Annotated in this window: 20 protein-coding genes; 10 read left to right on the forward strand and 10 right to left on the reverse strand. The window is 64.8% G+C overall.

Features of this window, described 5'->3' with window-relative positions:
• Positions 1-214 precede the first annotated feature (214 nt).
• Complete coding sequence (locus tag A3M7_RS0105005) at positions 215-2185, forward strand: hypothetical protein (protein ID WP_027542935.1); 1971 nt, start codon at positions 215-217, stop codon at positions 2183-2185.
• A 152-nt stretch (positions 2186-2337) separates the two neighbouring features.
• On the opposite strand, the gene aspS is transcribed toward A3M7_RS0105005, so the two are convergent.
• Positions 2338-4113 carry an aspartate--tRNA ligase gene (gene aspS, locus A3M7_RS0105010; protein WP_027542936.1) on the reverse strand — a complete coding sequence of 592 codons (1776 nt, stop codon included), beginning with the start codon at positions 4111-4113 and terminating at the stop codon, positions 2338-2340.
• 197 nt (positions 4114-4310) lie between these two features.
• On the opposite strand from aspS, the gene A3M7_RS0105015 reads away from it, so the two are divergent.
• From A3M7_RS0105015 to A3M7_RS0105035, 5 genes are all read left to right on the forward strand, one after another.
• Positions 4311-5786 (forward strand): YdiU family protein, encoded by a 1476-nt coding sequence (locus tag A3M7_RS0105015; RefSeq protein WP_027542937.1) that lies wholly within the window; start codon positions 4311-4313, stop codon positions 5784-5786.
• Positions 5787-6104: 318 nt separating this feature from the next.
• A complete protein-coding gene (locus A3M7_RS0105020) occupies positions 6105-6956 on the forward strand; it encodes a phosphodiesterase (protein ID WP_027542938.1) in 852 nt (283 codons plus the stop codon).
• Position 6957: 1 nt separating this feature from the next.
• Positions 6958-7908, forward strand: a complete 951-nt coding sequence (locus tag A3M7_RS0105025; RefSeq protein ID WP_027542939.1) for a carbohydrate ABC transporter permease — start codon at positions 6958-6960, stop codon at positions 7906-7908.
• Complete coding sequence (locus A3M7_RS0105030) at positions 7905-8774, forward strand: carbohydrate ABC transporter permease (RefSeq protein ID WP_027542940.1); 870 nt, start codon at positions 7905-7907, stop codon at positions 8772-8774. Before A3M7_RS0105025 ends, A3M7_RS0105030 begins: the two co-directional genes overlap by 4 nt.
• 11 nt (positions 8775-8785) lie before the next feature.
• Entirely contained in the window at positions 8786-10117 is a 1332-nt protein-coding gene (locus tag A3M7_RS0105035; RefSeq protein ID WP_027542941.1) for an ABC transporter substrate-binding protein, read from the forward strand.
• Between the two features lie 181 nt (positions 10118-10298).
• Here the strand turns inward: A3M7_RS0105035 and A3M7_RS0105040 are convergent, their stop codons facing one another.
• On the reverse strand, positions 10299-11288 hold the full coding sequence (locus A3M7_RS0105040) for a zinc-dependent alcohol dehydrogenase family protein (protein ID WP_027542942.1): 990 nt from the start codon (positions 11286-11288) through the stop codon (positions 10299-10301).
• Between the two features lie 102 nt (positions 11289-11390).
• Between A3M7_RS0105040 and A3M7_RS0105045 the strand changes: the two genes are divergently transcribed.
• Together A3M7_RS0105045 and rnd are read left to right on the forward strand one after the other, a co-directional pair.
• Positions 11391-12290: a LysR substrate-binding domain-containing protein gene (locus tag A3M7_RS0105045; protein WP_027542943.1), complete on the forward strand. Its 900-nt coding sequence runs from the start codon at positions 11391-11393 to the stop codon at positions 12288-12290.
• Between the two features lie 354 nt (positions 12291-12644).
• A complete protein-coding gene (gene rnd / locus A3M7_RS0105055; RefSeq protein WP_027542944.1) occupies positions 12645-13793 on the forward strand; it encodes a ribonuclease D in 1149 nt (382 codons plus the stop codon).
• Between the two features lie 194 nt (positions 13794-13987).
• On the opposite strand, the gene A3M7_RS0105060 is transcribed toward rnd, so the two are convergent.
• From A3M7_RS0105060 to A3M7_RS0105080, 5 genes are all read right to left on the reverse strand, one after another.
• Positions 13988-15370: an aspartate aminotransferase family protein gene (locus A3M7_RS0105060; RefSeq protein WP_027542945.1), complete on the reverse strand. Its 1383-nt coding sequence runs from the start codon at positions 15368-15370 to the stop codon at positions 13988-13990.
• 143 nt (positions 15371-15513) lie between these two features.
• Positions 15514-15684: a hypothetical protein gene (locus A3M7_RS49530; RefSeq protein ID WP_167770582.1), complete on the reverse strand. Its 171-nt coding sequence runs from the start codon at positions 15682-15684 to the stop codon at positions 15514-15516.
• 34 nt (positions 15685-15718) lie between these two features.
• Positions 15719-16282: an isochorismatase family protein gene (locus A3M7_RS0105070; protein ID WP_027542946.1), complete on the reverse strand. Its 564-nt coding sequence runs from the start codon at positions 16280-16282 to the stop codon at positions 15719-15721.
• Positions 16283-16307: 25 nt separating this feature from the next.
• A complete protein-coding gene (locus A3M7_RS0105075) occupies positions 16308-16928 on the reverse strand; it encodes a GNAT family N-acetyltransferase (RefSeq protein ID WP_027542947.1) in 621 nt (206 codons plus the stop codon).
• Positions 16915-17526 carry a hypothetical protein gene (locus tag A3M7_RS0105080; protein ID WP_027542948.1) on the reverse strand — a complete coding sequence of 204 codons (612 nt, stop codon included), beginning with the start codon at positions 17524-17526 and terminating at the stop codon, positions 16915-16917. Before A3M7_RS0105080 ends, A3M7_RS0105075 begins: the two co-directional genes overlap by 14 nt.
• 74 nt (positions 17527-17600) lie before the next feature.
• Here A3M7_RS0105080 and A3M7_RS0105085 point away from each other — a divergent pair, with 74 nt between their 5' ends.
• Positions 17601-18641, forward strand: coding sequence for a LysR family transcriptional regulator (locus A3M7_RS0105085; RefSeq protein WP_027542949.1), 1041 nt, complete (start codon positions 17601-17603; stop codon positions 18639-18641).
• 9 nt (positions 18642-18650) lie between these two features.
• On the opposite strand, the gene A3M7_RS0105090 is transcribed toward A3M7_RS0105085, so the two are convergent.
• Positions 18651-19781 carry an autotransporter outer membrane beta-barrel domain-containing protein gene (locus A3M7_RS0105090; RefSeq protein ID WP_027542950.1) on the reverse strand — a complete coding sequence of 377 codons (1131 nt, stop codon included), beginning with the start codon at positions 19779-19781 and terminating at the stop codon, positions 18651-18653.
• A 380-nt stretch (positions 19782-20161) separates the two neighbouring features.
• Here A3M7_RS0105090 and A3M7_RS0105095 point away from each other — a divergent pair, with 380 nt between their 5' ends.
• Positions 20162-20368 carry a cold-shock protein gene (locus A3M7_RS0105095; protein WP_008129967.1) on the forward strand — a complete coding sequence of 69 codons (207 nt, stop codon included), beginning with the start codon at positions 20162-20164 and terminating at the stop codon, positions 20366-20368.
• An 85-nt stretch (positions 20369-20453) separates the two neighbouring features.
• Here the strand turns inward: A3M7_RS0105095 and purN are convergent, their stop codons facing one another.
• Positions 20454-21107: a phosphoribosylglycinamide formyltransferase gene (gene purN / locus A3M7_RS0105100; protein WP_027542951.1), complete on the reverse strand. Its 654-nt coding sequence runs from the start codon at positions 21105-21107 to the stop codon at positions 20454-20456.
• Positions 21107-22180, reverse strand: coding sequence for a phosphoribosylformylglycinamidine cyclo-ligase (gene purM, locus A3M7_RS0105105; RefSeq protein WP_027542952.1), 1074 nt, complete (start codon positions 22178-22180; stop codon positions 21107-21109). Before purM ends, purN begins: the two co-directional genes overlap by 1 nt.
• Between the last annotated feature and the right edge of the window lie 22 nt (positions 22181-22202).

Consider the following 22202-nt stretch of genomic DNA (forward strand, 5'->3'; position numbering starts at 1 on the left):
CTACGTTGTCCTGACCGGTCTGTCGCGGGTTGCGGTATTCCGGGTCATGGAAACGGGATGAAGCACGGCCGGCGCCCCGGTGGCAACATCCGATTCCGCCCCCATCAACAGGCCGCGCGGTCAAATATTTGAAAACCATAGCTTTCCCTGGACCGCCCCGGGCTTTGCGAATATGGCAGGTTGCGCAGTGCAAAACGAGCAACTGGAGCTGAGAATGAAGCGGATCCTGATCGGCCTGATCGCACTCGCCGTGCTCGGCGCGGGCGGATGGTTCGGCTTCGACCTCTATGCCAGGCATCGCGCCACCCAGGAGATCGAGGCCGTCTTCGACAAGATCCGCAGCCAGGGCGGCAAGGCAAGCCACGGCAAGGTGGCGTTCGACGTGACGAGCCGGACGCTGACGATCGAGGACATCGCAGTCGATCCCGCCGGGCAGCCGCAGGCACACATCAAGATCGCCGGCATCAAGGGCGTGGGCGTCCGCCAGGCCGATGAGAGCCGCTTTGCAGCCGACAGCATCGAGATCTCCGGTTTCGAGGTCGCGCTGGACGAGGTCGGCCCGGGGAAGCTGAAGACCTCCTACAAGGTCCCGCAGATGATCGTGCGGGACTGCGCGGGCCCTGTTCACGCCCAGAATGCGCCGGCGTCAGGCTCCCTGATCGACTTGTACCGATTTGTGCTCGATCAGTATGCGAGCGTGACCGCATCTTCCATCGCGGCCCCGACCCTCACCGTCGCCTTCGATGCCGGCAAAGGCGCGGCCGGCAGCGGCGAGGTCGTCTATTCGGGTCTGGCGATCCAGAAGCTCGGCAAGGGCAAGGTCGACGCGATGAAGGCCGACCGCGCCACCTTCACGATCAACGTGGAGCAGGCCGGCAAGGCGGACAAGCTGACCGGCGAGATGTCCGACATCATCGTCAATGAATTCGACTCGACCGCAATCGCCGCCGCCCTCGATCCGCAGAAGGCGAGCGACGACAGCTACCACCGCGTTTACGGACAAATGTCGAGCGGCACTTATGTGGCGACGTCGACGCGGGGCATGCGGATGCAGGTGGATGGCATCGCGATCGCCGATATCGCGGTCCGGCCGTCGAAATTCCGGCCGGCCGAGATTCTCGCACTGCTGCCGACCGACCGCTACGTTCAGCCGACCCCGGCGCAATCGCGCGAGATGATGGAGAAGCTCGCCGGCCTCTATGAGGGCCTTCGCGTCGGCAAGATCGAGATCGGCACCATGTCGATGACGACCCCGCAAGGGACGCCCCGGCTCAGGGCGATCAGGTACCAGGAGGGCGAGTTCGCGCTCGAAGGCCTCGATGCGCCGACGCCGCAAGGGCAAGTGAAGATGGAGCGCTTCGCGCTCAAATCGCTCAGCCTCGCGAACCTGATGCGTTGGGCCGCGAGCCTCACCACGCCCGGGCAGGCGCCCTCGCCCGATCAGATGCTGGGCCTGTTCCAGGTGCTCGAAGGCGCCGAGATCAAAGGCGTGGTCTCGCCCTACAAGAACACACGGCAGCTGGTCACCATCGACACGATCAGCCTGAACTGGGGCCAGCTGGTCGGGTCGATCCCGAGCAAGGCCAACCTGGTCGTGAAGATGGTCGCCCCCACCGATCCGGCCAATCCCACGCAGCTGCCGCTGACGATGGCCGGCATCGACAAGCTGGCGATCAACCTCGATCTCGGCGCAGCCTGGACGGAGTCCTCCGGCGCGCTGGCGCTCGCGCCGGCCACCATCGACCTCGGCAACCTCGCCAAGGCGCAGCTCCGCCTCGCGCTCGCCAACGTGCCGCGCAGCGTGTTCACGGCCGACCCGGTGCAGGCCATGAGCCAGGCCGGACAGATCGAAGCCGGCGCGATCGAGCTCTCCTTGCGCGACAACGGCGTCGTCGATCTGGTCGTGGCGCAGTATTCGCGCATGCAGAATGTCAGCCGCGACGCGACGCGCGGCGCCATCGCCGAGATGATCCGGGCACAGGGTGAGAAGATCGCGGCCGCCAATCTCGGCGCCAAGGCGGCGGTCGATGCCCTCGCCGGCTTCGTCGAGACGTCAGGGCAAACGCTCACCATCAAGCTGACGCCGCTCGGCAAGGTGCCGGTGCTTCAGCTCATGGATGTCCTGAGCAGCGAGCCGATCGTCGCGCTCGCGCAGTTCCGGATCGAGGCGTCGACGGGACTGTAGGCGGCATCAGAATCCCCCACCGTCATGGCCGGGCTTGTCCCGGCCATCCACGTTCTTTGCTGCGGCATCCCAAAAACGTGAATGCCCGGGACAATCCCGGGCATGACGAATCGTGGCGCCCTCCCCCGCAAGCGGGGAGAGGCGAAGCAGCCTCAGCTCTTCTGCGGCAGGTTCACCCGCACATGCAGCTCGCGGAGCTGCTTGGTCGTAGCTTCCGAGGGTGCGCCCATCAGGAGGTCCATGGCCTGCTGGTTCATCGGGAACAGCGAGATCTCGCGCAGATTGGTGGTGCCGCAGAGCAGCATCACGATGCGGTCGACGCCCGCGGCCATGCCGCCATGCGGCGGCGCGCCGTACTGGAAGGCGCGGTACATGCCGCCGAAGCGCTCGACCACTTCCTGCTCGCCGTAACCTGCGATCTCGAACGCCTTCACCATCGCTTCCGGAACATGGTTGCGGATGCCGCCGGAGGCGATCTCGTAGCCGTTGCAGGTGATGTCGTACTGGAACGCCTTGATGGTCAGCGGATCCTGGCCCTTCAGCGCCTCGAGGCCGCCCTGCGGCATCGAGAACGGGTTGTGCGAGAAGTCGACCTTCTTGTCGTCCTCGTTGTACTCGTACATCGGGAAGTCGACGATCCAGGCGAGTTCGAACCGCTCCTTGTCGGTGAGGTTCAATTCCTCGCCGACCTTGTTGCGGGCAAGACCAGAGAACTTCCAGAACTTGTCGGGATCGCCGGCGACGAAGAAGGCGGCATCGCCTTCCTTGACGCCGATCTGCGCGCGGATCGCAGCGGTGCGCTCGGGCCCGATGTTGTTCGCAAGCGGACCGGCGCCTTCGCCGCCCTCACGCCACATGATGTAGCCAAGGCCCGGCTGGCCCTCGCCCTGCGCCCACGAATTCATGCGGTCGCAGAAGGCGCGGCTGCCGCCGCCCGGTGCCGGGATCGCCCAGACCTGGTTCTTGGGGTCTTCGAGCATGCGCGCGAACACCTTGAAGCCGGAGCCGCGGAAGTGTTCGGAGACGTCCTGCATCTCGATGGGGTTGCGCAGGTCGGGCTTGTCGCTGCCGTATTTGCGCAGCGCCTCGGCGAACGGAATCCGGCGCCAGTTCTTGCTCACCGGCTTGCCCTTGGCGAACTCCTCGAACACGCCGGTGATCACAGGCTCCATCGCCGCAAAGACGTCCTCTTGCGTGACGAAGCTCATCTCGACGTCGAGCTGGTAGAACTCGCCCGGCAGGCGGTCGGCGCGCGGGTCCTCGTCGCGGAAGCACGGCGCGATCTGGAAGTAGCGGTCGAAGCCGCTCATCATCAGCAGCTGCTTGTACTGCTGCGGCGCCTGCGGCAACGCGTAGAATTTTCCCGGATGGATGCGCGACGGCACCAGGAAGTCGCGCGCACCTTCCGGCGAGGACGCGGTCAGGATCGGGGTGTTGAACTCGAAGAAGCCCTGCCCCTCCATGCGCCTGCGCATCGACTTGATGATTTCGACGCGCGTCATGATGTTCTGGTGCAGCTTCTCGCGGCGCAAATCGAGGAAGCGGTATTTCAGGCGGATGTCTTCAGGGTATTCCTGGTCGCCGAACACGGGCAGCGGCAGGTCGCCGGCCGGACCCAGCACCTCGATCTCGCTGACATAGATCTCGACCTTGCCGGTCGGCAGATCGTCATTGTCGGTGCCTTCGGGGCGGCGGCGGACCTTGCCGTCCATCTTGACCACGAATTCCGAGCGCAGCTTTTCGGCCAGCGAGAACGCCGGCGAGTCCGGGTCGACCACGCACTGGGTCAGGCCGTAATGGTCGCGCAGGTCGATGAACAGCACGCCGCCATGGTCGCGAACGCGATGGACCCAGCCCGAGAGGCGGATCGTCTCGCCAATGTTGCTCTCGCGGAGCGCGCCGCATGTATGTGACCGGTAGCGATGCATGGTCGTCCCAAAATCAGTGTCGGAGGAAGCGAATCGAACGGCTGAGGTGGCCGGTCCGAAAGTTGCGGCAGGGTTTACCCGACGAGGCCCAAGGCGGCAACCAACGGAACGGGCTGTTTTGGGCCCGGAAGGCCCATTTTGGGCCGATTGGGCCTCAAGCCTTTGCCATCAGGCGTTCCCCGCCTATCTTTACCTCCATGACCGTCCATTTCCCCTTCCAGAACTCCTATTCGGCGCTGCCGGACAGCTTCTTCGCCCGCGTCGCGCCGACCCCTGTTGCTGCCCCCCGGCTGATCAAGCTGAACCGGCCCTTGGCGGTCCAGCTCGGGCTCGATCCGGACCTCTTGGAGACCCCCGAGGGCGCCGAAATCCTGGCCGGGAAGACGGTTCCTGATGGAGCCGACCCTATCGCCATGGCCTATGCCGGCCACCAGTTCGGGCAGTTCGTACCCCAGCTCGGCGACGGACGAGCGATCCTGCTCGGCGAGGTCATCGACCGGGACGGCGTCCGCCGCGACATCCAGCTCAAGGGCTCGGGCCCCACCCCGTTCTCCCGCCGCGGCGACGGCCGCGCTGCGCTCGGGCCCGTCTTACGCGAATACATCGTCAGTGAAGCGATGTACGCGCTGGGCATTCCGACCACACGCTCGCTTGCCGCCGTCGTCACCGGCGAGCACGTCATCCGCGAGACCGCGCTGCCCGGCGCCGTGCTGACCCGCGTCGCCTCGAGCCATATCCGCGTCGGCACCTTCCAGTTCTTTGCCGTCCGCCGCGATACCGACGCGATCCGCCGGCTCGCCGATCACGTCATCGCCCGCCACTACCCAGAGCTATCAGGCACCGAGCGGCCGTATCACGCGCTGCTTGCCGGCGTCGTCGCGCGCCAGGCCGAGCTCGTCGCGCGCTGGCTGCTGGTCGGCTTCATCCATGGCGTGATGAACACCGACAATTCTTCGATCTCGGGCGAGACCATCGACTACGGCCCGTGCGCCTTCATGGATGCCTACAACCCCGCGCAGGTGTTCTCCTCGATCGATGAGATGGGCCGCTATGCCTATGCCAACCAGCCGCGCATCGCGCTGTGGAACCTGACCCGGCTCGCCGAGTGCCTGCTGCCGCTGTTCGGCGAAGAGCAGGACAAGGCGGTCGAGCAGGCGCAGGAGCTTCTCGGCGTATTCCCCGAGACATTCAGCAAGGCCTATCAGGCAGGCCTGCGCAAAAAGGTTGGCCTGTTCACGGAGCGCGACGGCGACGAGGCCCTGATCCAGGACCTGCTCGACGCCATGGCGAAGAACCAGGCCGACTTCACCCTGACCTTCCGCAGACTCGGTGATGCCGCCGGCGATCCGGCTGCGGATGACGCGCGCGCAGAGTTCATGGATCCCGCAGCCTTCGATGAATGGGCCCGGCGCTGGCGCGGGCGTCTCGCGGCCGAGCCGCAATCCGCCGCCGAGCGGCAGACCGCCATGAACGCCGTCAACCCGATCTTCATCCCGCGCAACCACCGCGTCGAGGCGGTGATCCAGGCCGCCGTCAACGATGACAACTACGCGCCGTTCGAGGAGCTAGTGACGGTGCTGGCGAAGCCGTTCGAGGACCAGCCGGACTACGCGGCCTACGCCGATCCACCGCTGCCGGATCAGCGCGTGTTGCAGACGTTCTGCGGGACGTGAGCGACAAGCTCGGTGCGTAGGGTGGATTAGCCGAAGGCGTAATCCACCACTTTCCGCCGGTCGAGCAGATTCACCGTAAAGAACCAACAGCCCCCAGAGGCTAATGCGCGGCGGTAGTTCGACATCACGAGTGAATAGCACAACTTGAAGTTGGCTCACAGTGGTGGATTACGCCTTCGGCTAATCCACCCTACGGCTGCCTCCTTGTGGACACGTTCTGCCCGCCGGAACCGCTGTCATCAAACTGAAACACTCGCGCTCTAACGGGCTGGCAGGTTGCCGGAGGCGACCAACCTCCAACAGCCCTGACAGCGTGCCATGCCCTTCAAATTCATCCACATCACCGACACGCATCTCGCGAACCCCGGGCTGAAGCTCTACGGCCTCGATCCGCGCGCCCGTCTGGACGCGGCGATTGCCGACATCAACAAGCACCAGTCCGACGCTGCCTTCGCGGTGGTGACCGGCGACCTCACCCATTGGGGCGAGCCTGAATCCTACGCCAATTTCGCAGACGCCATGGCCGCGCTGAAGATGCCCTACATCGCCATGGTCGGTAACCACGACAAGCGCGTGGCCTGCCTCGACGGCCTGAAGGCCGCGCCGCGCGATCCGAACGGCTTCGTGCAGGGGACCCGCACCACCGAACACGGCCAGTTCGTGTTCCTGGACACGCTGGACGAGACCAGCCACGCCGGCGAGATGTGCGCCAAGCGCCTCGGCTGGCTCGCGAGCACGCTGGCCGCAGCGCCGGCCGACATGCCTTTCGTCGTCTTCATGCATCATCCGCCCTTCCCGGTCGGCGTCCACGCGATGGACGAGATCTCGCTGGCACAGAGCGCGGAATTCGCCGAGGTGATCGCGCCCTATCGTTCGCGCATCCGCCACCTCTTCTTCGGCCATGTGCACCGGCCGATCTTCGGCAGCTACGGCAAGATCCCGTTCTCGACGCTCCGCGGCACCAACCACCAGGTCTGGTTCGAGCTCGACGCTGCCGCGACCGACCATCTCGCCAGCCATGAGCCGCCGGCCTATGGCGTGGTGCTGATCGACGGCGAGAACCTGGTCGTGCACAGTCACGACTTCCTCGACACCAGTCTGCGCTTCCCCTTCGAGCCCCCGGCGGGAGTGGACGGCCGCGACTATGCGCTCAATTTCCCGGCGCGATGAGATGAGCCTCGCTGAACCCGCGGCTCTCCCGGTCGCGACTTCGGCGGCACCGCGCCTGCACGTCCTGAAGCGGTTCTCCACCCGCTTCAAAGCCTCGCTGCCTGCCTATTTGCTGCTGCTGCCCTCGCTGGTCTTTCTCGCGCTGTTCACCTATGGCGCGATGGGACGCGTCTTCGTCGACGCGCTGTATCAGCGCGCCACGCCCAAGGCGCCGGTCCGCTTCGTCGGCCTTGAGAACATCAACGCGGTGCTCGCCGACCCCGCCTTCATCGGCGCGGTTGTCAACAACCTCGTCTATGCCGTCGGCACCGCGATCCCGAGCATCGGCCTGGCGCTCTTGTTTGCGCTGGCGCTGTCGCGCACCAACGCCGTGAACAGCGTGCTGCGCGCCGCGCTGTTCCTGCCGGTGCTGATCCCGATGGTCGCGGCGTCCGCGCTGTTCCTGTTCATCTTCCTGCCGAATGTCGGCCTGCTCGACTATTACATCGGCCGCCTGCTGCCGGTGCTGCCGAACTGGCTCGGTGATTCCGACATCGCGCTCTACGCGATCATGGTCATCACCATCTGGAAGAACGCCGGCTACTACATGCTGTTCTTCCTGGCTGGACTCCAGGCCGTGCCGGAGGACGTGATGGAGGCGGCGCATCTCGACGGCGCGGGACCATGGCAGCGCCTGCGCCACATCATCCTCCCCGAGCTCAAGCCCACCTTCCTGTTCGTCACCGTGATCGCGACCCTCAACGCGGTGACGCAGGTCGACCATGTCTTCGTCATGACCAAGGGCGGGCCGTCGAACGCGACCAATCTCGTGCTGTTCTACATCTATCAGCAGGCCGTCGAGCACTACGACATCGGCAAGGCATCGGCCGCCACGTTGCTGACGCTCGCCGCGCTGATGGGCCTCACCGCGCTCTCGTTCCGGACGATGGCGAACCGGGAGGGCGGGCCATGAAATTGATCGACCGGCTGTTCAAGGACGCCCCGCTCGCCACCAGGGGCGAGATCACGCCAAAGCTCGGCTTTGCGCTGACCGTGCTGCTCGCGATCATCTGGCTCATCCCCTTTCTCTGGATGGGCGTTGCGACGCTGCGCCCTGCCTCGGACGGGATCAACGCCATGGCCGAGCTGATGCCGAGCCTGAAGCCGACGCTCGACAATGTCAGGGATGCCTGGGAGATCGGTGACTTCCCGCGCTACGCTCTCAACACCACCATCATCTGCACCGGCATCCTGCTGGTGCAGTTCGTGACGATCACGCTGGCCGGCTTTGCCTTTGCGCGCCTCGAATTCGCCGGCAAGACGCTGATCTTCTATCTGTTCCTGATGCAGCTCATGCTGGTGCCGGTGCTGCTGATCGTGCCGAATTTGAGCCTGGTCGCACAGCTCGGCCTCTACGACACGCTGACCGGCGTGATGATGCCGTTCTTCGCCTCTGCCTTCGGCACCTTCCTGATGCGCCAGGCCTTCGAGGCGATCCCGACCGAGCTGGAAGACGCCGCGCTGATCGACGGCGCCAGCCTGTTCCAGCGCATCCGCCACATCTACGTGCCGCTGTCGATGCCGAGCTTTTCCGCCTTCGCGATCATCTCGGTCACCAGCCATTGGAACGACTTCCTGTGGCCACTGATGGTGATCAACTCGCCGGACAAGCGGCCGCTCACGGTCGGTCTGTCCGTCTTCACCGCAACGGCGGAAGGCACCCAGGCCTGGGGCACCATCGCCGCCGGCACGCTGATGGTGATCGCGCCGCTGCTCGTCACCTTCCTGATCTTCCAGAAGCGCTTCATCAGCTCTTTCGTCACCTCAGGCATCAAATAGGAGATTTTTCGATGCTGTTTTCCCGCAGGCTCATGCTCGGCCTCGCCATGGTAGGCACTATGGCAGGGGCTCTCGCCTTCCCGGCGCTGGCCGAAGGTCTGACCGAGATCGACCTGTTCTTCCCCGTCCCCGTCGACGGCAAGCTCGCCCGCGACATGGGCACCCTGATCAAGGAGTTCAACGAGACCCATCCCGCCATCAAGGCGACCGCGGTCTACACCGGCTCCTATGACGACACGCTGATCAAGACGCGCGCCGCGATCAAGGCCGGCAAGCCGCCCTCCGCCGTGATCATGTCGGCGAACTTCCTCCTGGACATGCAGATCGAGAACGAGCTCACCAATCTGGATTCCCTGATTGCCGCCGACGGCACCACCAAGGAACAATTCCTGGGCCAGTTCTTCCCGGCGCTCCAGGGCAACGCGGTGATCAACCGCTCGGTCTATGGCGTGCCCTTCCACAATTCGACGCCGCTGCTCTACATCAACGCCGACAAGGCCAAGGAAGCCGGCCTCGATCCGAGCAAGCCGCCGCAGACCTGGGCCGAGCTGACCGACTGGGCCAAGAAGCTGACCAAGCGCGAGGGCGACAAGGTGACCCAATGGGGCATCGCGATCCCCTGCGCCTACGACTATTGCGGCTGGATGATGGAAACGCTCACCATGAGCAATGGCGGGCGCTACTACAACGAGGAGTTCGGCGGCGAGGTCTATTACGACACGCCCTCGATGCTCGGCGCGCTGACCTGGTGGAACGACCTCGTCAGCAAGCACAAGGTGCATCCGCCCGGCGCGACGCCCGGTCCGGCCGTCAGCACCTCCTTCATCTCCGGCAACGCCGCGATGATCATGCTGTCCACGGGCTCGCTGACCTATGTGCGCGACAACGCCAAGTTCAACTACAAGGTCGCCTTCATCCCGCGCAACGTCCGCAACGCCGTGCCGATCGGCGGCGCCTCGCTGATCGTTCCGGCCGGTCTCGAAGCCGACAAGCAGAAGGCCGCGTGGACGCTGATCAAGTGGATGACCTCGCCCGAGAAGAGCGCCTGGTGGAGCCGCGCCACCGGCTATTTCGCGCCCAACATGGCCGCCTACAAGACGCCTGACATGGTCGAGTTCCTGAGCAAGAACCCGGACGCCAAGACCGCCGTCGAGCAGCTCGACGTCGCCAAGCCCTGGTTCGCGACCTACAAGACCGTGCCGGTGCGCAAGAACCTCGAGGACGAGGTGATGCTGGTCCTCAACGGCAAGAAGCAGCCGAAGGAGGCCCTCATCGCCGCCCAGAAGGCCGCCGACGAGACGCTCAAGCCGTACAACGCGGAAACGTCGCTGAAGCTGCCGTAAGGAAGACGATAACCCCCAAACGAACTTCGGCGCTCCGTCATGCGGAGCGCCGAATTCATTTGGAGCTTCAAATCTCGTAGGGTGGGCAAAGTCGCACAGCGCCGTGCCCACGATCTCCGCCTCGACTCTACTTAAAGATGGTGGGCACGCTTCGCTTGGCCCACCCTACGGCACTACGGCCTTAGATCGTCACCACGATCTTGCCGAACTGATTGTTCGACTCGAGGAAGCGATGCGCCTCGACGATCTCCTCGAACCGGAACGTCCTGGCGATGATCGGCTTCAACGTGCCGTCCGACAGACCCTTGAGGATAAACGCCTTCGCCCGCGCAAGGCGCGCGGGGTCGCGGATGATCTCGTGCACGAGGTAGCCGCGCAGGACTAGGCTCTTGGTCAGCACATTGAAGAGCGGAAACGGTGTCGGCTCGGGGCTCAGCCCACCATACTCGATCAAGATTCCACCCCGTGACATCGCCGCAGTCAGCGGTTCGAAAGCGGGGCCGCCGACGGCGTCAAAGACCACGCGGACGCCGTCTGAACCGGCGATCTCCGCGAGCCTCGCTCCGATGTCTTCCTCATCCGAGGCGATCACGTGGGCGGCGCCGGCATCGCACAAGGCGCGCCGTTTCGTCGAGGTCCGCGTCAGGGCGACCGGGACAGCGCCGATCCGGTTCGCGATCTGGATGGCCGCAAGCCCGACGCTGCTCGATGCGGCCGTGATGGCGACGACGTCCCCTCGCCGAAGTCCGGCGATGTCGACCAGTGCCCCGTAGGCCGTCAGGTACTGCATCCACACCGCAGCCGCGACCTCGAAGCCAAGCTCGGGCGGATGCATCACGACGAGATCGGCCGGAAACGTCGCAAGCTCGGCATAGGCCGGCCATCGCACCATCGACAGCGGCGGCACGATGCTCACGGTGTCATCAGGCGCAAAGCCGGCCACGCCTTCGCCGACGGCCTCGACGGTGCCGGCCGCCTCCAGACCAAGGCCGGACGGAAATTTCGCGGGCTCGATATACGTGCCCCTCCGCAGCAATGCGTCCGCGCGGTTGAGACCGAGTGCCCGGACCCGGATCTGCACCTCGCCCATTGCCGGCGGCGGAACGTCGACGGTCTCGATGCGCAGCACTTCGGGACCGCCATGCCGGTGAAAGCGAACGGCGCGGGTCATGGACATACTCCAAATCAGTTGAACTGAATGGAGCTATGCCGGTCCCGTGGAAGCGGATAAATCACCCAAACAAGCGAACAGTCGAAACCAGGAGTTTTCAATATGGACCGCCTGACCAGCATGGCCGTGTTCGTCAGGGCCGTCGAACTTGGCTCGTTTGCGGCTGCGGCCGATGCCTTCGAGATGTCGGGACCGATGGTCGGCAAGCATGTGCGCTTCCTTGAGGAGCGCCTCGGCGTGCGCCTCCTCAACCGCACCACGCGTCGCCAGAGCCCGACCGAAGCTGGCCAGGCCTATTACGAGCGCTGCCGTGCGGTGCTCAGCGAGGCCGAAGCTGCCGACGCCGCCGTGTTCGACGAGCTATCCGAACCGCGCGGCAAGCTGCGCGTGACCATGCCCGCCCTGCTGGGACGGCACTGCGTCGCTCCCCTGCTGATGAAGCTTGCACGCAGATATCCGCATCTCGAACTCGATCTCTCCTTCGGCGATCCGATCGCTGACATCGTCGGGGCCGGCTACGATCTTGCGATCCGGACCGGCGATCTCGACGACGAATCCGGCCTGACCGCGCGGCGCATCGCTCGCCAGCGAATGGTGGTGTGCGGCGCGCGGTCCTATTTGCGCGCCCATGGCAAGCCGAAATCGATCGACGATCTCGCCGCCCACCAGGCGATCATCTATCGCCGCTCCGGGCGCGTCCGGCCTTGGCTGTTTCCGCGGGACGGCCAGTCCCCGCGCGAGATCATGCCCGCTGGCAGGCTGAGACTCGACGATCTCGAGGCGATCGCGGATGCCGCGACACAGGGCATGGGGCTCGCCTGGCTACCCTACTGGCTGGTCCGCGAACGCCTCAACAACGGCGCGCTGGTCGGTCTCTTCGGCGGCCAGCCGGAATTCCTGTACGACTGCCATGCCCTGTGGCCACGGTCGCCACGGATGCCGCTGAAGGTCCGCGCCGCCGTGGACGCCCTCGCCGCCGCCATGCCGAAACTGATGACGTGATGGCGGTCGTCCGCGCCATTAACCCCCCGTCCACCATGCGGCCCGGCCTGCCGCCGGTAACCACGACAATTAACAGACCCTTAACGCACTCCCGACAAGTCTAACGGTTCTGTCGGGGGATTTTGCCGTGGATCTGTTGGTTTTCGAGTTCCTGGGACTGGCCTTGGTCGCCATGTGCGTGGTCGTGGTGGCGCTGCCCTGCGCCCGCAAATCCTCGAACCGGGTCCGCTACGAATAGGAATTTCGTCGGAAACAGGCGATTCCGGCCCGATGCAAGGCTCGAATTCGCTTAGAGCCCCTTGACATCACAGCGCTTTCGGCAGAACGGCTGATATCAAGTGTCATGGGCCGTTCATGGATTTGATTACCACCACCGCTGACCTCGCGGCTGCCTGCAGCCGGTTGGCCAAGCACCCCGTCATTACAGTCGATACCGAGTTCCTGCGCGAAACCACCTATTACCCGCTGTTGTGCGTGGTGCAGATGGCCAGCCCCGAGGAAGCGATCGTCATCGACACCCTCGCCGAGGGCATCGACCTCAAGCCGTTCTTCGAGCTGATGGGCAACGAGGGCGTGCTGAAGGTGTTCCATGCCGCCCGGCAGGACATCGAGATCATCTGGCACCAAGCCAACATCATTCCGCACCCGGTGTTCGACACCCAGGTCGCGGCCATGGTGCTCGGCTATGGCGACAGCATCGCCTATGACGCGCTGGTCGAGAAGGTCACCGGCCACCGCCCGGACAAGACCCATCGCTTCACCGACTGGTCGCGCCGGCCGCTGACCAAGGAGCAGATGCACTACGCGGTGTCCGACGTCACCCATCTGCGCGACGTGTTCGCGGCCCTCGATGCTGACCTGAAGAAGCGCCGCCGCAGCGAATGGGTCTCGATCGAGATGGAGGTTCTGACCTCGCCCCGCACCTACGACTTCCACCCCGAGCGCGCCTGGGAGCGGCTGAAGACGCGGGTCCGCAAGCCGAAGGACCTCGCGGTGCTGATGGAGGTCGCGGCCTGGCGCGAGCAGGAGGCGCAGAGCCGCGACGTGCCGCGCGGCCGCGTGCTGCGTGATGAAGCCATCAGCGATATCGCAACGCATGCGCCGAATACGCTGGAGAAGCTCGCCCATCTGCGCTCCGTGCCGAAGGGTTTTGAGAAATCCAAATGGGGCGCGGACATCGTCGCTGCGGTCGAGCGCGGCTTGGCGCGGGATCACTCCACGCTGCCGAAGCTGGAGAAGCCCCGCAACAATTCCAACGGTGCAGCCATCGTCGAGCTCTTGAAGGTCCTGCTGCGGATGACCGCGGAGCGGCATGCGGTCGCAAGCAAGGTGATCGCGACCGTCGACGATCTCGAGGAGATCGCAGCCAGTGACGAGGCCGACGTGCCGGCGCTACGCGGCTGGCGCCGCGAGCTGTTCGGCGATGCCGCACTGAAGCTCAAGCGCGGCGAGCTGGCGCTCGCGATCGAGAAAGGCCGCGTGATCGGGGTCCAGCGGGCTTAGGCGCGTGGTCCCTCCCAGTGTCGTCCCGGCGAAGGCCGGGACCCATAACCCCAGGGAGGGATTTGGCGAAGACTCGTCGTTCGGTACCCCTACCCACGCTCACTCGACAGATCACGCGGTATGGGTCCCGGCCTTCGCCGGGACGACACCGAATTTGTGGCATGTCGCTTCGTCCAAAGCTGACGCGACTTGCTCTACGCCGGCGTCAGCTTCGCCACTTCCGCCTTCATGTCGATCAGCACGCCCGATATCGCCGCCACCAGCTCGTCGATCTGGCTCTTCGTGACGATCAGCGGCGGGCAGATGGCGATGGCATCGAGCATGTTGCGGGAGATCACACCGCGCTCCTGGAGCATGCGGCTGGCAATGCCGCCGACGGCGCCGGGTGTCGCTGCTGCCGTCTTGCGCTGCTTGTCGATCACGAGCTCGAGCGCTGCGATCATGCCGACGCCGCGGACCTCGCCGACCAGCGGGTGGCTGGCAAGCTCACGCAGCTTGCCCTGCATGTAGGCGCCGAGTTCGGCGGCATGCGCAACCAGGCCGCGCTCCTCGATGATCTTCAGGTTTTCCAGCGCAATGGCCGAGCCGACGGGATGACCGCCCGCGGTGAAACCGTGGCCGAGCACGCCGATCTTGTTGCTCTCGTCCGCGATCGGCTCGAACATACGGTCGTTCAGGATGATCGCCGACAGCGGGAAATAGCTCGACGTGATCTGCTTGGAGACAACGATCGCGTCCGGCTTGATGCCATAGGTCTCGCAGCCGAACATCTTGCCGGTGCGCCCGAAGCCGCAGATCACCTCGTCGGCGACCAGCAGGATGTCGTACTTCTTCAAGACCGCCTGGATCTTGTCCCAATAGGTCGCCGGCGGCACGATGACGCCGCCCGCCCCCATCACCGGCTCGCCGAAGAAGGCTGCGATCGTATCCCGCCCCTCCTTCTGGATCAGCGCATCGAGCTCCTCGGCCCGGCGCGTGGCGAACGCCTCCTCGCTCTCGCCGGGGGCGCCGTCCTTGTAGAAGTGCGGCGAGCCCGTGTGCAGGATGTTCGGCAGCGGCAGGTCGAACGAGCGGTGATTGTTCGGCAGGCCCGTGAGGCTGGCCGACGCGATGGTGACGCCGTGATAGGCGCGCAGGCGGCTGATCACCTTCTTGCGCTGCGGCTGGCCGAGCGCATTGGAGCGATAGGCGATCAGCTTCAGGACGGTGTCGTTCGCCTCCGAGCCGGAATTGGTGAAGAACACCTTGCTCATCGGCACCGGCGCGAGCGCTACCAGCTTCTCGGCGAGGTCGATCGAGGGCCCGTGCGATTTGGCGGAGAACGTGTGGTAGAACGGCAACGCCTGCATCTGCTTGTGCGCAGCCTCGACCAGGCGCTTCTCGTTGAAGCCGAGCCCGACGCTCCACAGGCCCGCCATCGCCTCGAAATAGCGTTTGCCCGATGCGTCAAAGACGTAAGGGCCCTCGCCGCGCTCGATCACCAGGGGACCGGCCTGCTGATGGGTGCGCGCGTTGGTGTAGGGATGGAGCTGGTAGGCCACATCCCGGGCCTCTTGCGAATTCGGCAGCATGGACATTTGCGAAAGATCCTCAAGGTCGCCACATCGCCGGCGCGGCCAGCGTCATCACTTGGCTATTGCGAGAATGCAGAACTTGCAACGCCAATTCGTCGGCAGCAAGCGCTCAGCAGCGTTGCACAAAGCCGCACACGGAACAGCTCTCAGGCTGCGCTGTCGTCATCACCCTCGTCGGCGGCAGCAGCGGCTTCCCGCACCTCCACCAGCGCCATCGAGAGCAGATAGACCGTCGTGGGCAAGCCGACGCGGCGCGCCGTCTCGACAGCCCGCGACAGGTCGCTTGCCAGCTCCTTGAGCTCGTCTCCCCGTGACAATGTCCCACCCCATCCATCCGTCGATCGCGGCCGCCTACACCGCGACGGCGCCGCTGCTTCTGATCAGTTCGGCGCTGGGTTGGATTGTAGCAAAGTTAGCGACGACATTCACTACCGCATGCTTGTAGGCGGCGGCATCGCCCGCGCCCGGCTGGCGGCAGGCCACGGCGTCCGCCACCACCTGATAATGATGGCTGCGGTGAAACCCGTCGACGGCGGTGGCGAGGATGGTCTCGTCCAGGGAGAAGCCGATCAGGACGCAGCGCACATTGCGGATATTGGACATGTAATCCACAAACCGCGCCGAGCTGTAGGCCGAGGGCAGCGGGTGCTCGAACGTCATCTCGCCGGGCCGCGGCTTGGTCTCGGCGATCCAATCCGTCAGCCTGGATGCCGGATTGAACCAGGCCGCCTGGGCGATGCGCTTCAGATGCATCACCGGCCAGAGATTGTCGCGCCACAGCGTCAGGAGTTCCAGGCAGCGCGCGGTGGCGGCCTCGCCGTCGAGGATGACATGGCGACGCCCGGGGGTCAGATATTCGACCTGGAGATCCGCGCAGACCAGGATGGGCGGATTATCGTTGATGGAAGCCAGCATTGTCTTGCGCAGAGCTGCACCAGTTTCAGCGATCGGCGAGCGCGAGGTCCCGCAGCGGCGAGGTCACCGCCCGCCCGGCGGAGGCATCGAGCACGCCCGGCCGGTCCCAATCGCCCTCGGGACGGATGATCACGTAAGGATCGCTGTCCAGCGTGATGGCGTCCGGCCCCGGCTCGATCTCCAGCAGCATTTCCGTGTAGGAAAAATCCGAGAAGGTGATCTTGCGATTGTGGCCGAGCGGCTTGGCGCCGAAATGGGCCCAGAAATCGACCAGCCGGTCCTGCGCCTGGCCGTAGATCTTGCGAAACCCCTTGCGCTTCACATAGTCGACGCTCGCCTGCACCAGCTTGAACGAGACGCGCGAGCGCCGATATTGATGCCGCACAGCGAGCCGCTCCACCTTGGCGAAATCGCCGAAGAAGCGAACCCGCAGGCAGCCCGCAGGCTCGTTGCCGACAAAGCCGATGAAATGCGCGGCCACCATGTCGTTGCCGTCGAACTCCTCTTCGAACGGGCAATCCTGTTCGGCGAGATAGACCGCCGAGCGGATCGCAGTGACAAGCATGAGATCGTTGGGATCGCGCGCAAGGCGGATGGTGACGGCGCGGGAGTCGGGCTTCGCGAGAGGAATCCTAGTACCGTGCATCTGAAACACTCCTTGCTTGGATGATCGCGCCCGGCATGCGCATCGGGTGCCGGTGCCATGGACGCTCGTAGCACCACAGGTCGGGTTGGAAGCTCGGGACCGGCTCGAAGCCGGTCGCCCTCATGATGTCGCGTCCGGCCACGGTTGACGGCTGCGCATAGCAATCCGCGCCGCGAAATCTTAGCTGTCGCAGGTGGGCCGCGGCCTTGCCGAGACCAGCGATGCCGCGGCCCGTCGCCGCGATCGCCCAGATGTAGATGGCAGCAACCTCCTCCCTCGCGGAGGCAAGATAGTGCGTCTCCGGCGCGGTGAGACATATCTCGTCGAGCAACAACGCATCGTGCCCGCGGTCGCTCAGAAACAGGAAGGCCATGCCACCGACCAGCTTGCCGTTCCGGCTGAAAGTCAGGATGCTTTGAGGATCGAAAGTGAAGTATTTTGCAAGCTCCGCCGTCCCGATCTGCACGCCGGGCACCAGCCGGCGCGCCATCTCGGAAAGCGCGGCAATTTCAGAAAATTGCGCACAACGGACATCGACGTCCGAACTGAGAGGAAGCGCGTCGAAATCATGCCTTGCGGCAAAGGAGCCCCTTTCCATACCCTGATCGCCCTTCTATCGTTTGCGGCTTTCGTGCCCCGCTATGTCGAGCTTAGCGGTAGGGGATCAGGAGTATGCAGCAGTTATTGCACCGGGGTGCTGCGATGATGCAGCACCGTGAAGAAGCCCTGGACGCATCCTGGGACGATTTGAAACTATTTCTAGCGTGCGCGAAATATAAAAGTTTTCGCAACGCCGCCGAAGAACTCGGCCTCACCTCAACGACGCTGATGCGCCGGATCGATCGACTCGAAGAGAGCATCGGCTGCAAGCTGTTCCTGCGCGACCAGAGCGGGCTCACGCTCAGCGACGAAGGCACCGCGATGATTGCCGACGTCGCGCATATGGAGCGTCACGCCTTCAACGTCTTCCGGCGCGCATCGCGCTCGTCGAACGATACGTCGGGCACCGTGCGCGTCGCAGTGACGGAAGGCCCCGGCAATTTCTGGATCCTGCCGCGGCTGATCGATTTCCAGAAAACCTATCGCAAGATCACCGTCGATCTGCGCTGCGCGATGGAGCAGGCCGACGTCGCGCGGCTCGAGTCCGATATCGCGATCCAGCTCGAGCCGCCGACCAACCCCGATCTGATCGTCGCAAAGCTCGGCCGTCTGCACATCTACCCCTTCGTCTCCAAGGAGTACGAAAGCCTCTACGGCCTGCCGACGACGCTCGCCGAATTGAAGAACCACCGCATCATCAAGCAGAGTGCTCCGCAGGTCGACGACGGGGCCTACGCCCGCGTGCTCGGGCTCAAATCGCTCGAGGGCATCGTCGGCATCAAGACCAACTCCTCGGTCGGCGTACTCTATGCGGTCGAGCGCGGCGCCGGCATCGGCTTCCTGCCGACAGTGTCGATCGCGCTCGGCGCACCGTTCATTGCCGTCGATCTCGGCGTGAGCCACCACGCCGACCTGTGGCTCACCTATCACAAGGAGTTTCGCGACTCCGAGCGACACAAGATCGTGATCGACTGGCTGAAGAAGATCTTCGATCCCAGGACTTATCCCTGCTTCCGCGACGAGTTCATCCATCCGAACGCGCTGGTGCCGATGATGACGGCCGCGCGCGAAGGCTTCGGGCTCACCGGTTACATCGCAGCGACGCCGACGTAAGCGCGGCGCTCACCACCGATATTCGAAGCCGACCGTGCCCTGGTGCGAGGTGAGCTCGTTGCGGAACTTGCCGTCGTAATTGATGTAGAGCCGCGCGGTGTTGGTCAGGCTGAGCGAGGCGGAGGCGCCGGCATCCATGCCGTAGCGGCTCTCGCCGATGCCGGGCACGACGATGCTCGCGGTCCCCAGGCTGACCTGGACCGAGCCGAGGTTCTGGTAGAAATTGTCGACGAACTTGCCGTAGGCCGAGAGATCCAGAATCTTCTGGCCGAAGATGAAGTAGCGCCCGACCTCGGCCCCGATCATGACACGCGCGCGCGAGAGCGCCATCGAGCCGACGTTGAGCGGATCGAGGCCACCGGCCTCCTGGAACGCCGCACTGGTGGCGCGGACATATTCGAGCGCGCCCTTGGGCACGACGCGCATCTGATCCTTGGTCCAGTAGTAGCTGATCTCCGTCAGTGCGCCGTCGACCGCGGCATGATAGCCGGCGGTGGCTAGGCCAAAGCCGGTATCCCGGCTGGAACGGACCTTGCCGAAACCGTGCACCACCGCGAACGCCCAAGTCCACGGACCCTTGTCGATAGAGCCGTTGAAACCGACCTGGGTCAAATCGAGCGTTGCCGACTGGAGCGCGAGCGGCACGTCGATATCGGTGTGGCTCTGGTCGACGGAGAAGCCGATGTTGACGCCGGGCGCAAGCCGCGCACCGAAGCCGGCGACGCCGCCAACGGTCTTGCGCTTGTCGCCGACGAAATCGCCCTGCGCATCGGTCCGGACCGAGATGCCATAACCCTCGAACCAGGTGCGGTAGCGCGGATCCTCCGTGCTCTCGGACGCGCCGCCACCGCCGGGATTGGTACGCAGCGATCGGTCGATGCCGCCCGAGGCCCGGTTGCCGAGCCGCTCCAGGAAGTTCGATCCGAGATCGAGCGTGGTCGCACTCGGTACCGGAATGGGAGTCGGTGATGGTATTGGCGTGGGTGTCGGCGTGGGCGTCGGGCTCTGTGCAAAGCCGGGCGTCGCCGCCGACATCGACACGATGAGGGCAAGCGCCATCGCGATCGCTGCCGCGCCCCGGCGGACGCGGTTCAGCCCGATCGTCTGCCGTGTCCCTGAGGGCTGCGATGGGCAGCACATGACGACAAATCCCGAAGCAAATGGCGGCGCGCAAAAATGCAACACGAGCGGCGCGCGCACGGCACGATTTGCGCCGAACTGTTACAGAGGGTCAACCGGCTGGCGCCTCCAGAGGAGGGTGATTGCTCCCGATTGTGGTTCCGCGGCCACAGGTCGGAAATTGCAGACGGGCATTTCCGGTTGGGGTCTTGAAATTTGCGCGCGGCTTGCTATCGCGCGATTTTCGTGTTGCAATATCGGACACAATCGGAATTGGCCGCTCGACTGTGCGTTTCGTGACATTGAGATTCAAGACTCGAACAGACTTCCGGAAGCCCGTTTGTGGCGTGGCACGCGAAAAGCGGCCGCGTCTTTTTTTTATCTAGCGGAGGAGACTAGCGATGCCGCAAAAGGGCACCGTCAAATGGTTCAACCCGACCAAGGGCTATGGGTTCATCAAGCCGAACGGCAGCGACAAGGACGTGTTCGTCCACATCTCCGCCGTCGAGCGTGCCGGACTTTCCACCCTCAACGAAAACCAGGTGGTTGAATACGACCTCGTGGAGAACCGCGGAAAATCATCCGCGGAGAACCTCAAGGTCTCCTGATCTCTCGTCTCACACGCGAGACATCACGACGTTGCCCCCGGCTCTGCCGGGGGATTTTGTTTGTGACGACGAAACGCGCGGCGCCTCAGCGCACCACGGGCGCAATCAGAAAATTCTCCGACGGCCCACTTCCCGCCGTCTTGCAGACATCGCCCTCGATCTGGACCTTACCGGTCGCCAGCAGCCGCAGCGCTTCCGGATAGATGCGGTGCTCGACTTCGAGGATGCGCTCCGACAGCGTGTCCGCAGTATCATGGTCGCTGACGGGAACCGCGCCCTGCATCACGATCGGGCCGGCATCAGTCTCGGGGATGACGAAGTGCACCGTCGCGCCAGACAGTTTCACGCCGGCGCGCAGCGCCTGGCCGTGCGGGTCGAGGCCGGGAAACGACGGCAGCAGCGAGGGATGGATGTTGAGCATCCGCCCGTACCAGGACTTGGTGAATTCGGCCGTAAACAGGCGCATGAAGCCGCCGAGACAGATCAGCTCGATGCCGTGCTGATCGAGCGCGGCCTGCAGCACCGCCTCGAAGCCGGCGCGGTCCTTGCCGAACGGCTTGCTCTCGATCACCAGGGTCTTTACGCCGCCCGCCCTGGCCCGTTCGAGCCCGAGCGCGTCGGCCTTGTTCGAGATCACGAGCGAAATCTCCGCCGGAAAATCCGGCGCGGCGGCGGCCCTGATCAGCGCGGACATGTTGGAGCCGCGACCGGAGATCAGGATGGCGACGCGGCGCTTCATCACAGCGCCAGATCGAGGTGGCCGTTATAGACGACACGGTGCTCGCCCTCGGCCGGGATCACGGTGCCGAGCTGCGCCACGGTCTCACCGGCGTCGGCGAAGACCTCGATCACCTTGTCGACCTTGTCGGGCTCGACGATCGCGATCATGCCGATGCCGCAGTTGAAGGTGCGCAGCATTTCGAGCTCGGCGATGCCGGCCTGCGCGGCCAGCCATTTGAACACCGGCAGCACCGGCAGGCGTTCCAGATCGATGCCGACGCCAAGATTCTTCGGCAGCACGCGCGGAATGTTGTCGGTGAAGCCGCCGCCGGTGATGTGGGCGAGGCCCTTCACCGCGCCGGTCTCGCGGATCGCGCGCAGGCAGGATTTGACGTAGAGCCGCGTCGGCGTCAGCAGCGCGCCGCCGAGCGTCATGACGGGCGCGAACGGCGCCGGTGCCCCGAAGCCGAGGCCGGACTGCTCGACGATCTTGCGCACCAGCGAGAAGCCGTTGGAGTGCACGCCCGACGAGGCGAGACCGATCACGGCGTCGCCCGCGGCGATGTCCTTGCGCGGCAACAGCGTACCGCGCTCGGCGGCGCCGACGGCAAAGCCGCCGAGGTCATAGTCGCCGTCCTTGTAGAGGCCGGGCATCTCGGCGGTTTCGCCGCCGATCAGGGCGCAGCCGGATTCCCGGCAGCCTTCGGCGACGCCGGCGACGATCGCGGCCGTCGCCTCCGGGTCGAGCTTGCCGCAGGCGAAATAATCGAGAAAAAACAGCGGCTCGGCGCCCTGCACCACGAGGTCGTTGACGCTCATGGCGACGAGGTCGATGCCGATCCCGCCATGCAGGCCGGTCTCGATCGCGATCTTGACCTTGGTTCCGACGCCGTCGGTGGCGGCGACCAGGACGGGATCCTTGAAACCGGCCGCCTTGAGGTCGAACAGGCCGCCAAAGCCGCCGATTTCGGCGTCGGCGCCGGGCCGCGCGGTGGCGCGCACCATCGGCTTGATCAGATCGACCAGGCGGTTGCCCGCGTCGATGTCGACGCCTGAATCGGCGTAAGTGAGGCCGTTTTTGCGGTCGGTCATGCCCGATTTCCAGTGGGTTTGC

The organism is Bradyrhizobium sp. WSM2254 (assembly GCF_000472645.1).
Lineage (GTDB): Bacteria > Pseudomonadota > Alphaproteobacteria > Rhizobiales > Xanthobacteraceae > Bradyrhizobium > Bradyrhizobium niftali.

Coding starts and splice junctions, on each gene's coding strand:
- A3M7_RS0105005 (WP_027542935.1), top strand. CDS start 215: ATGAAGCGGATCCTGATCGGCCTGATCGCACTCGCCGTGCTCGGCGCG.
- A3M7_RS0105030 (WP_027542940.1), top strand. CDS start 7,905: ATGAAATTGATCGACCGGCTGTTCAAGGACGCCCCGCTCGCCACCAGG.
- A3M7_RS0105060 (WP_027542945.1), bottom strand. CDS start 15,370: ATGTCCATGCTGCCGAATTCGCAAGAGGCCCGGGATGTGGCCTACCAG.
- A3M7_RS0105015 (WP_027542937.1), top strand. CDS start 4,311: ATGACCGTCCATTTCCCCTTCCAGAACTCCTATTCGGCGCTGCCGGAC.
- rnd (WP_027542944.1), top strand. CDS start 12,645: ATGGATTTGATTACCACCACCGCTGACCTCGCGGCTGCCTGCAGCCGG.
- aspS (WP_027542936.1), bottom strand. CDS start 4,113: ATGCATCGCTACCGGTCACATACATGCGGCGCGCTCCGCGAGAGCAAC.
- purN (WP_027542951.1), bottom strand. CDS start 21,107: ATGAAGCGCCGCGTCGCCATCCTGATCTCCGGTCGCGGCTCCAACATG.
- A3M7_RS0105080 (WP_027542948.1), bottom strand. CDS start 17,526: ATGGAAAGGGGCTCCTTTGCCGCAAGGCATGATTTCGACGCGCTTCCT.
- A3M7_RS0105040 (WP_027542942.1), bottom strand. CDS start 11,288: ATGACCCGCGCCGTTCGCTTTCACCGGCATGGCGGTCCCGAAGTGCTG.
- A3M7_RS0105035 (WP_027542941.1), top strand. CDS start 8,786: ATGCTGTTTTCCCGCAGGCTCATGCTCGGCCTCGCCATGGTAGGCACT.
- purM (WP_027542952.1), bottom strand. CDS start 22,180: ATGACCGACCGCAAAAACGGCCTCACTTACGCCGATTCAGGCGTCGAC.
- A3M7_RS0105095 (WP_008129967.1), top strand. CDS start 20,162: ATGCCGCAAAAGGGCACCGTCAAATGGTTCAACCCGACCAAGGGCTAT.
- A3M7_RS0105085 (WP_027542949.1), top strand. CDS start 17,601: ATGCAGCAGTTATTGCACCGGGGTGCTGCGATGATGCAGCACCGTGAA.
- A3M7_RS0105070 (WP_027542946.1), bottom strand. CDS start 16,282: ATGCTGGCTTCCATCAACGATAATCCGCCCATCCTGGTCTGCGCGGAT.
- A3M7_RS0105090 (WP_027542950.1), bottom strand. CDS start 19,781: ATGTGCTGCCCATCGCAGCCCTCAGGGACACGGCAGACGATCGGGCTG.
- A3M7_RS0105020 (WP_027542938.1), top strand. CDS start 6,105: ATGCCCTTCAAATTCATCCACATCACCGACACGCATCTCGCGAACCCC.
- A3M7_RS0105025 (WP_027542939.1), top strand. CDS start 6,958: ATGAGCCTCGCTGAACCCGCGGCTCTCCCGGTCGCGACTTCGGCGGCA.
- A3M7_RS0105075 (WP_027542947.1), bottom strand. CDS start 16,928: ATGCACGGTACTAGGATTCCTCTCGCGAAGCCCGACTCCCGCGCCGTC.
- A3M7_RS0105045 (WP_027542943.1), top strand. CDS start 11,391: ATGGACCGCCTGACCAGCATGGCCGTGTTCGTCAGGGCCGTCGAACTT.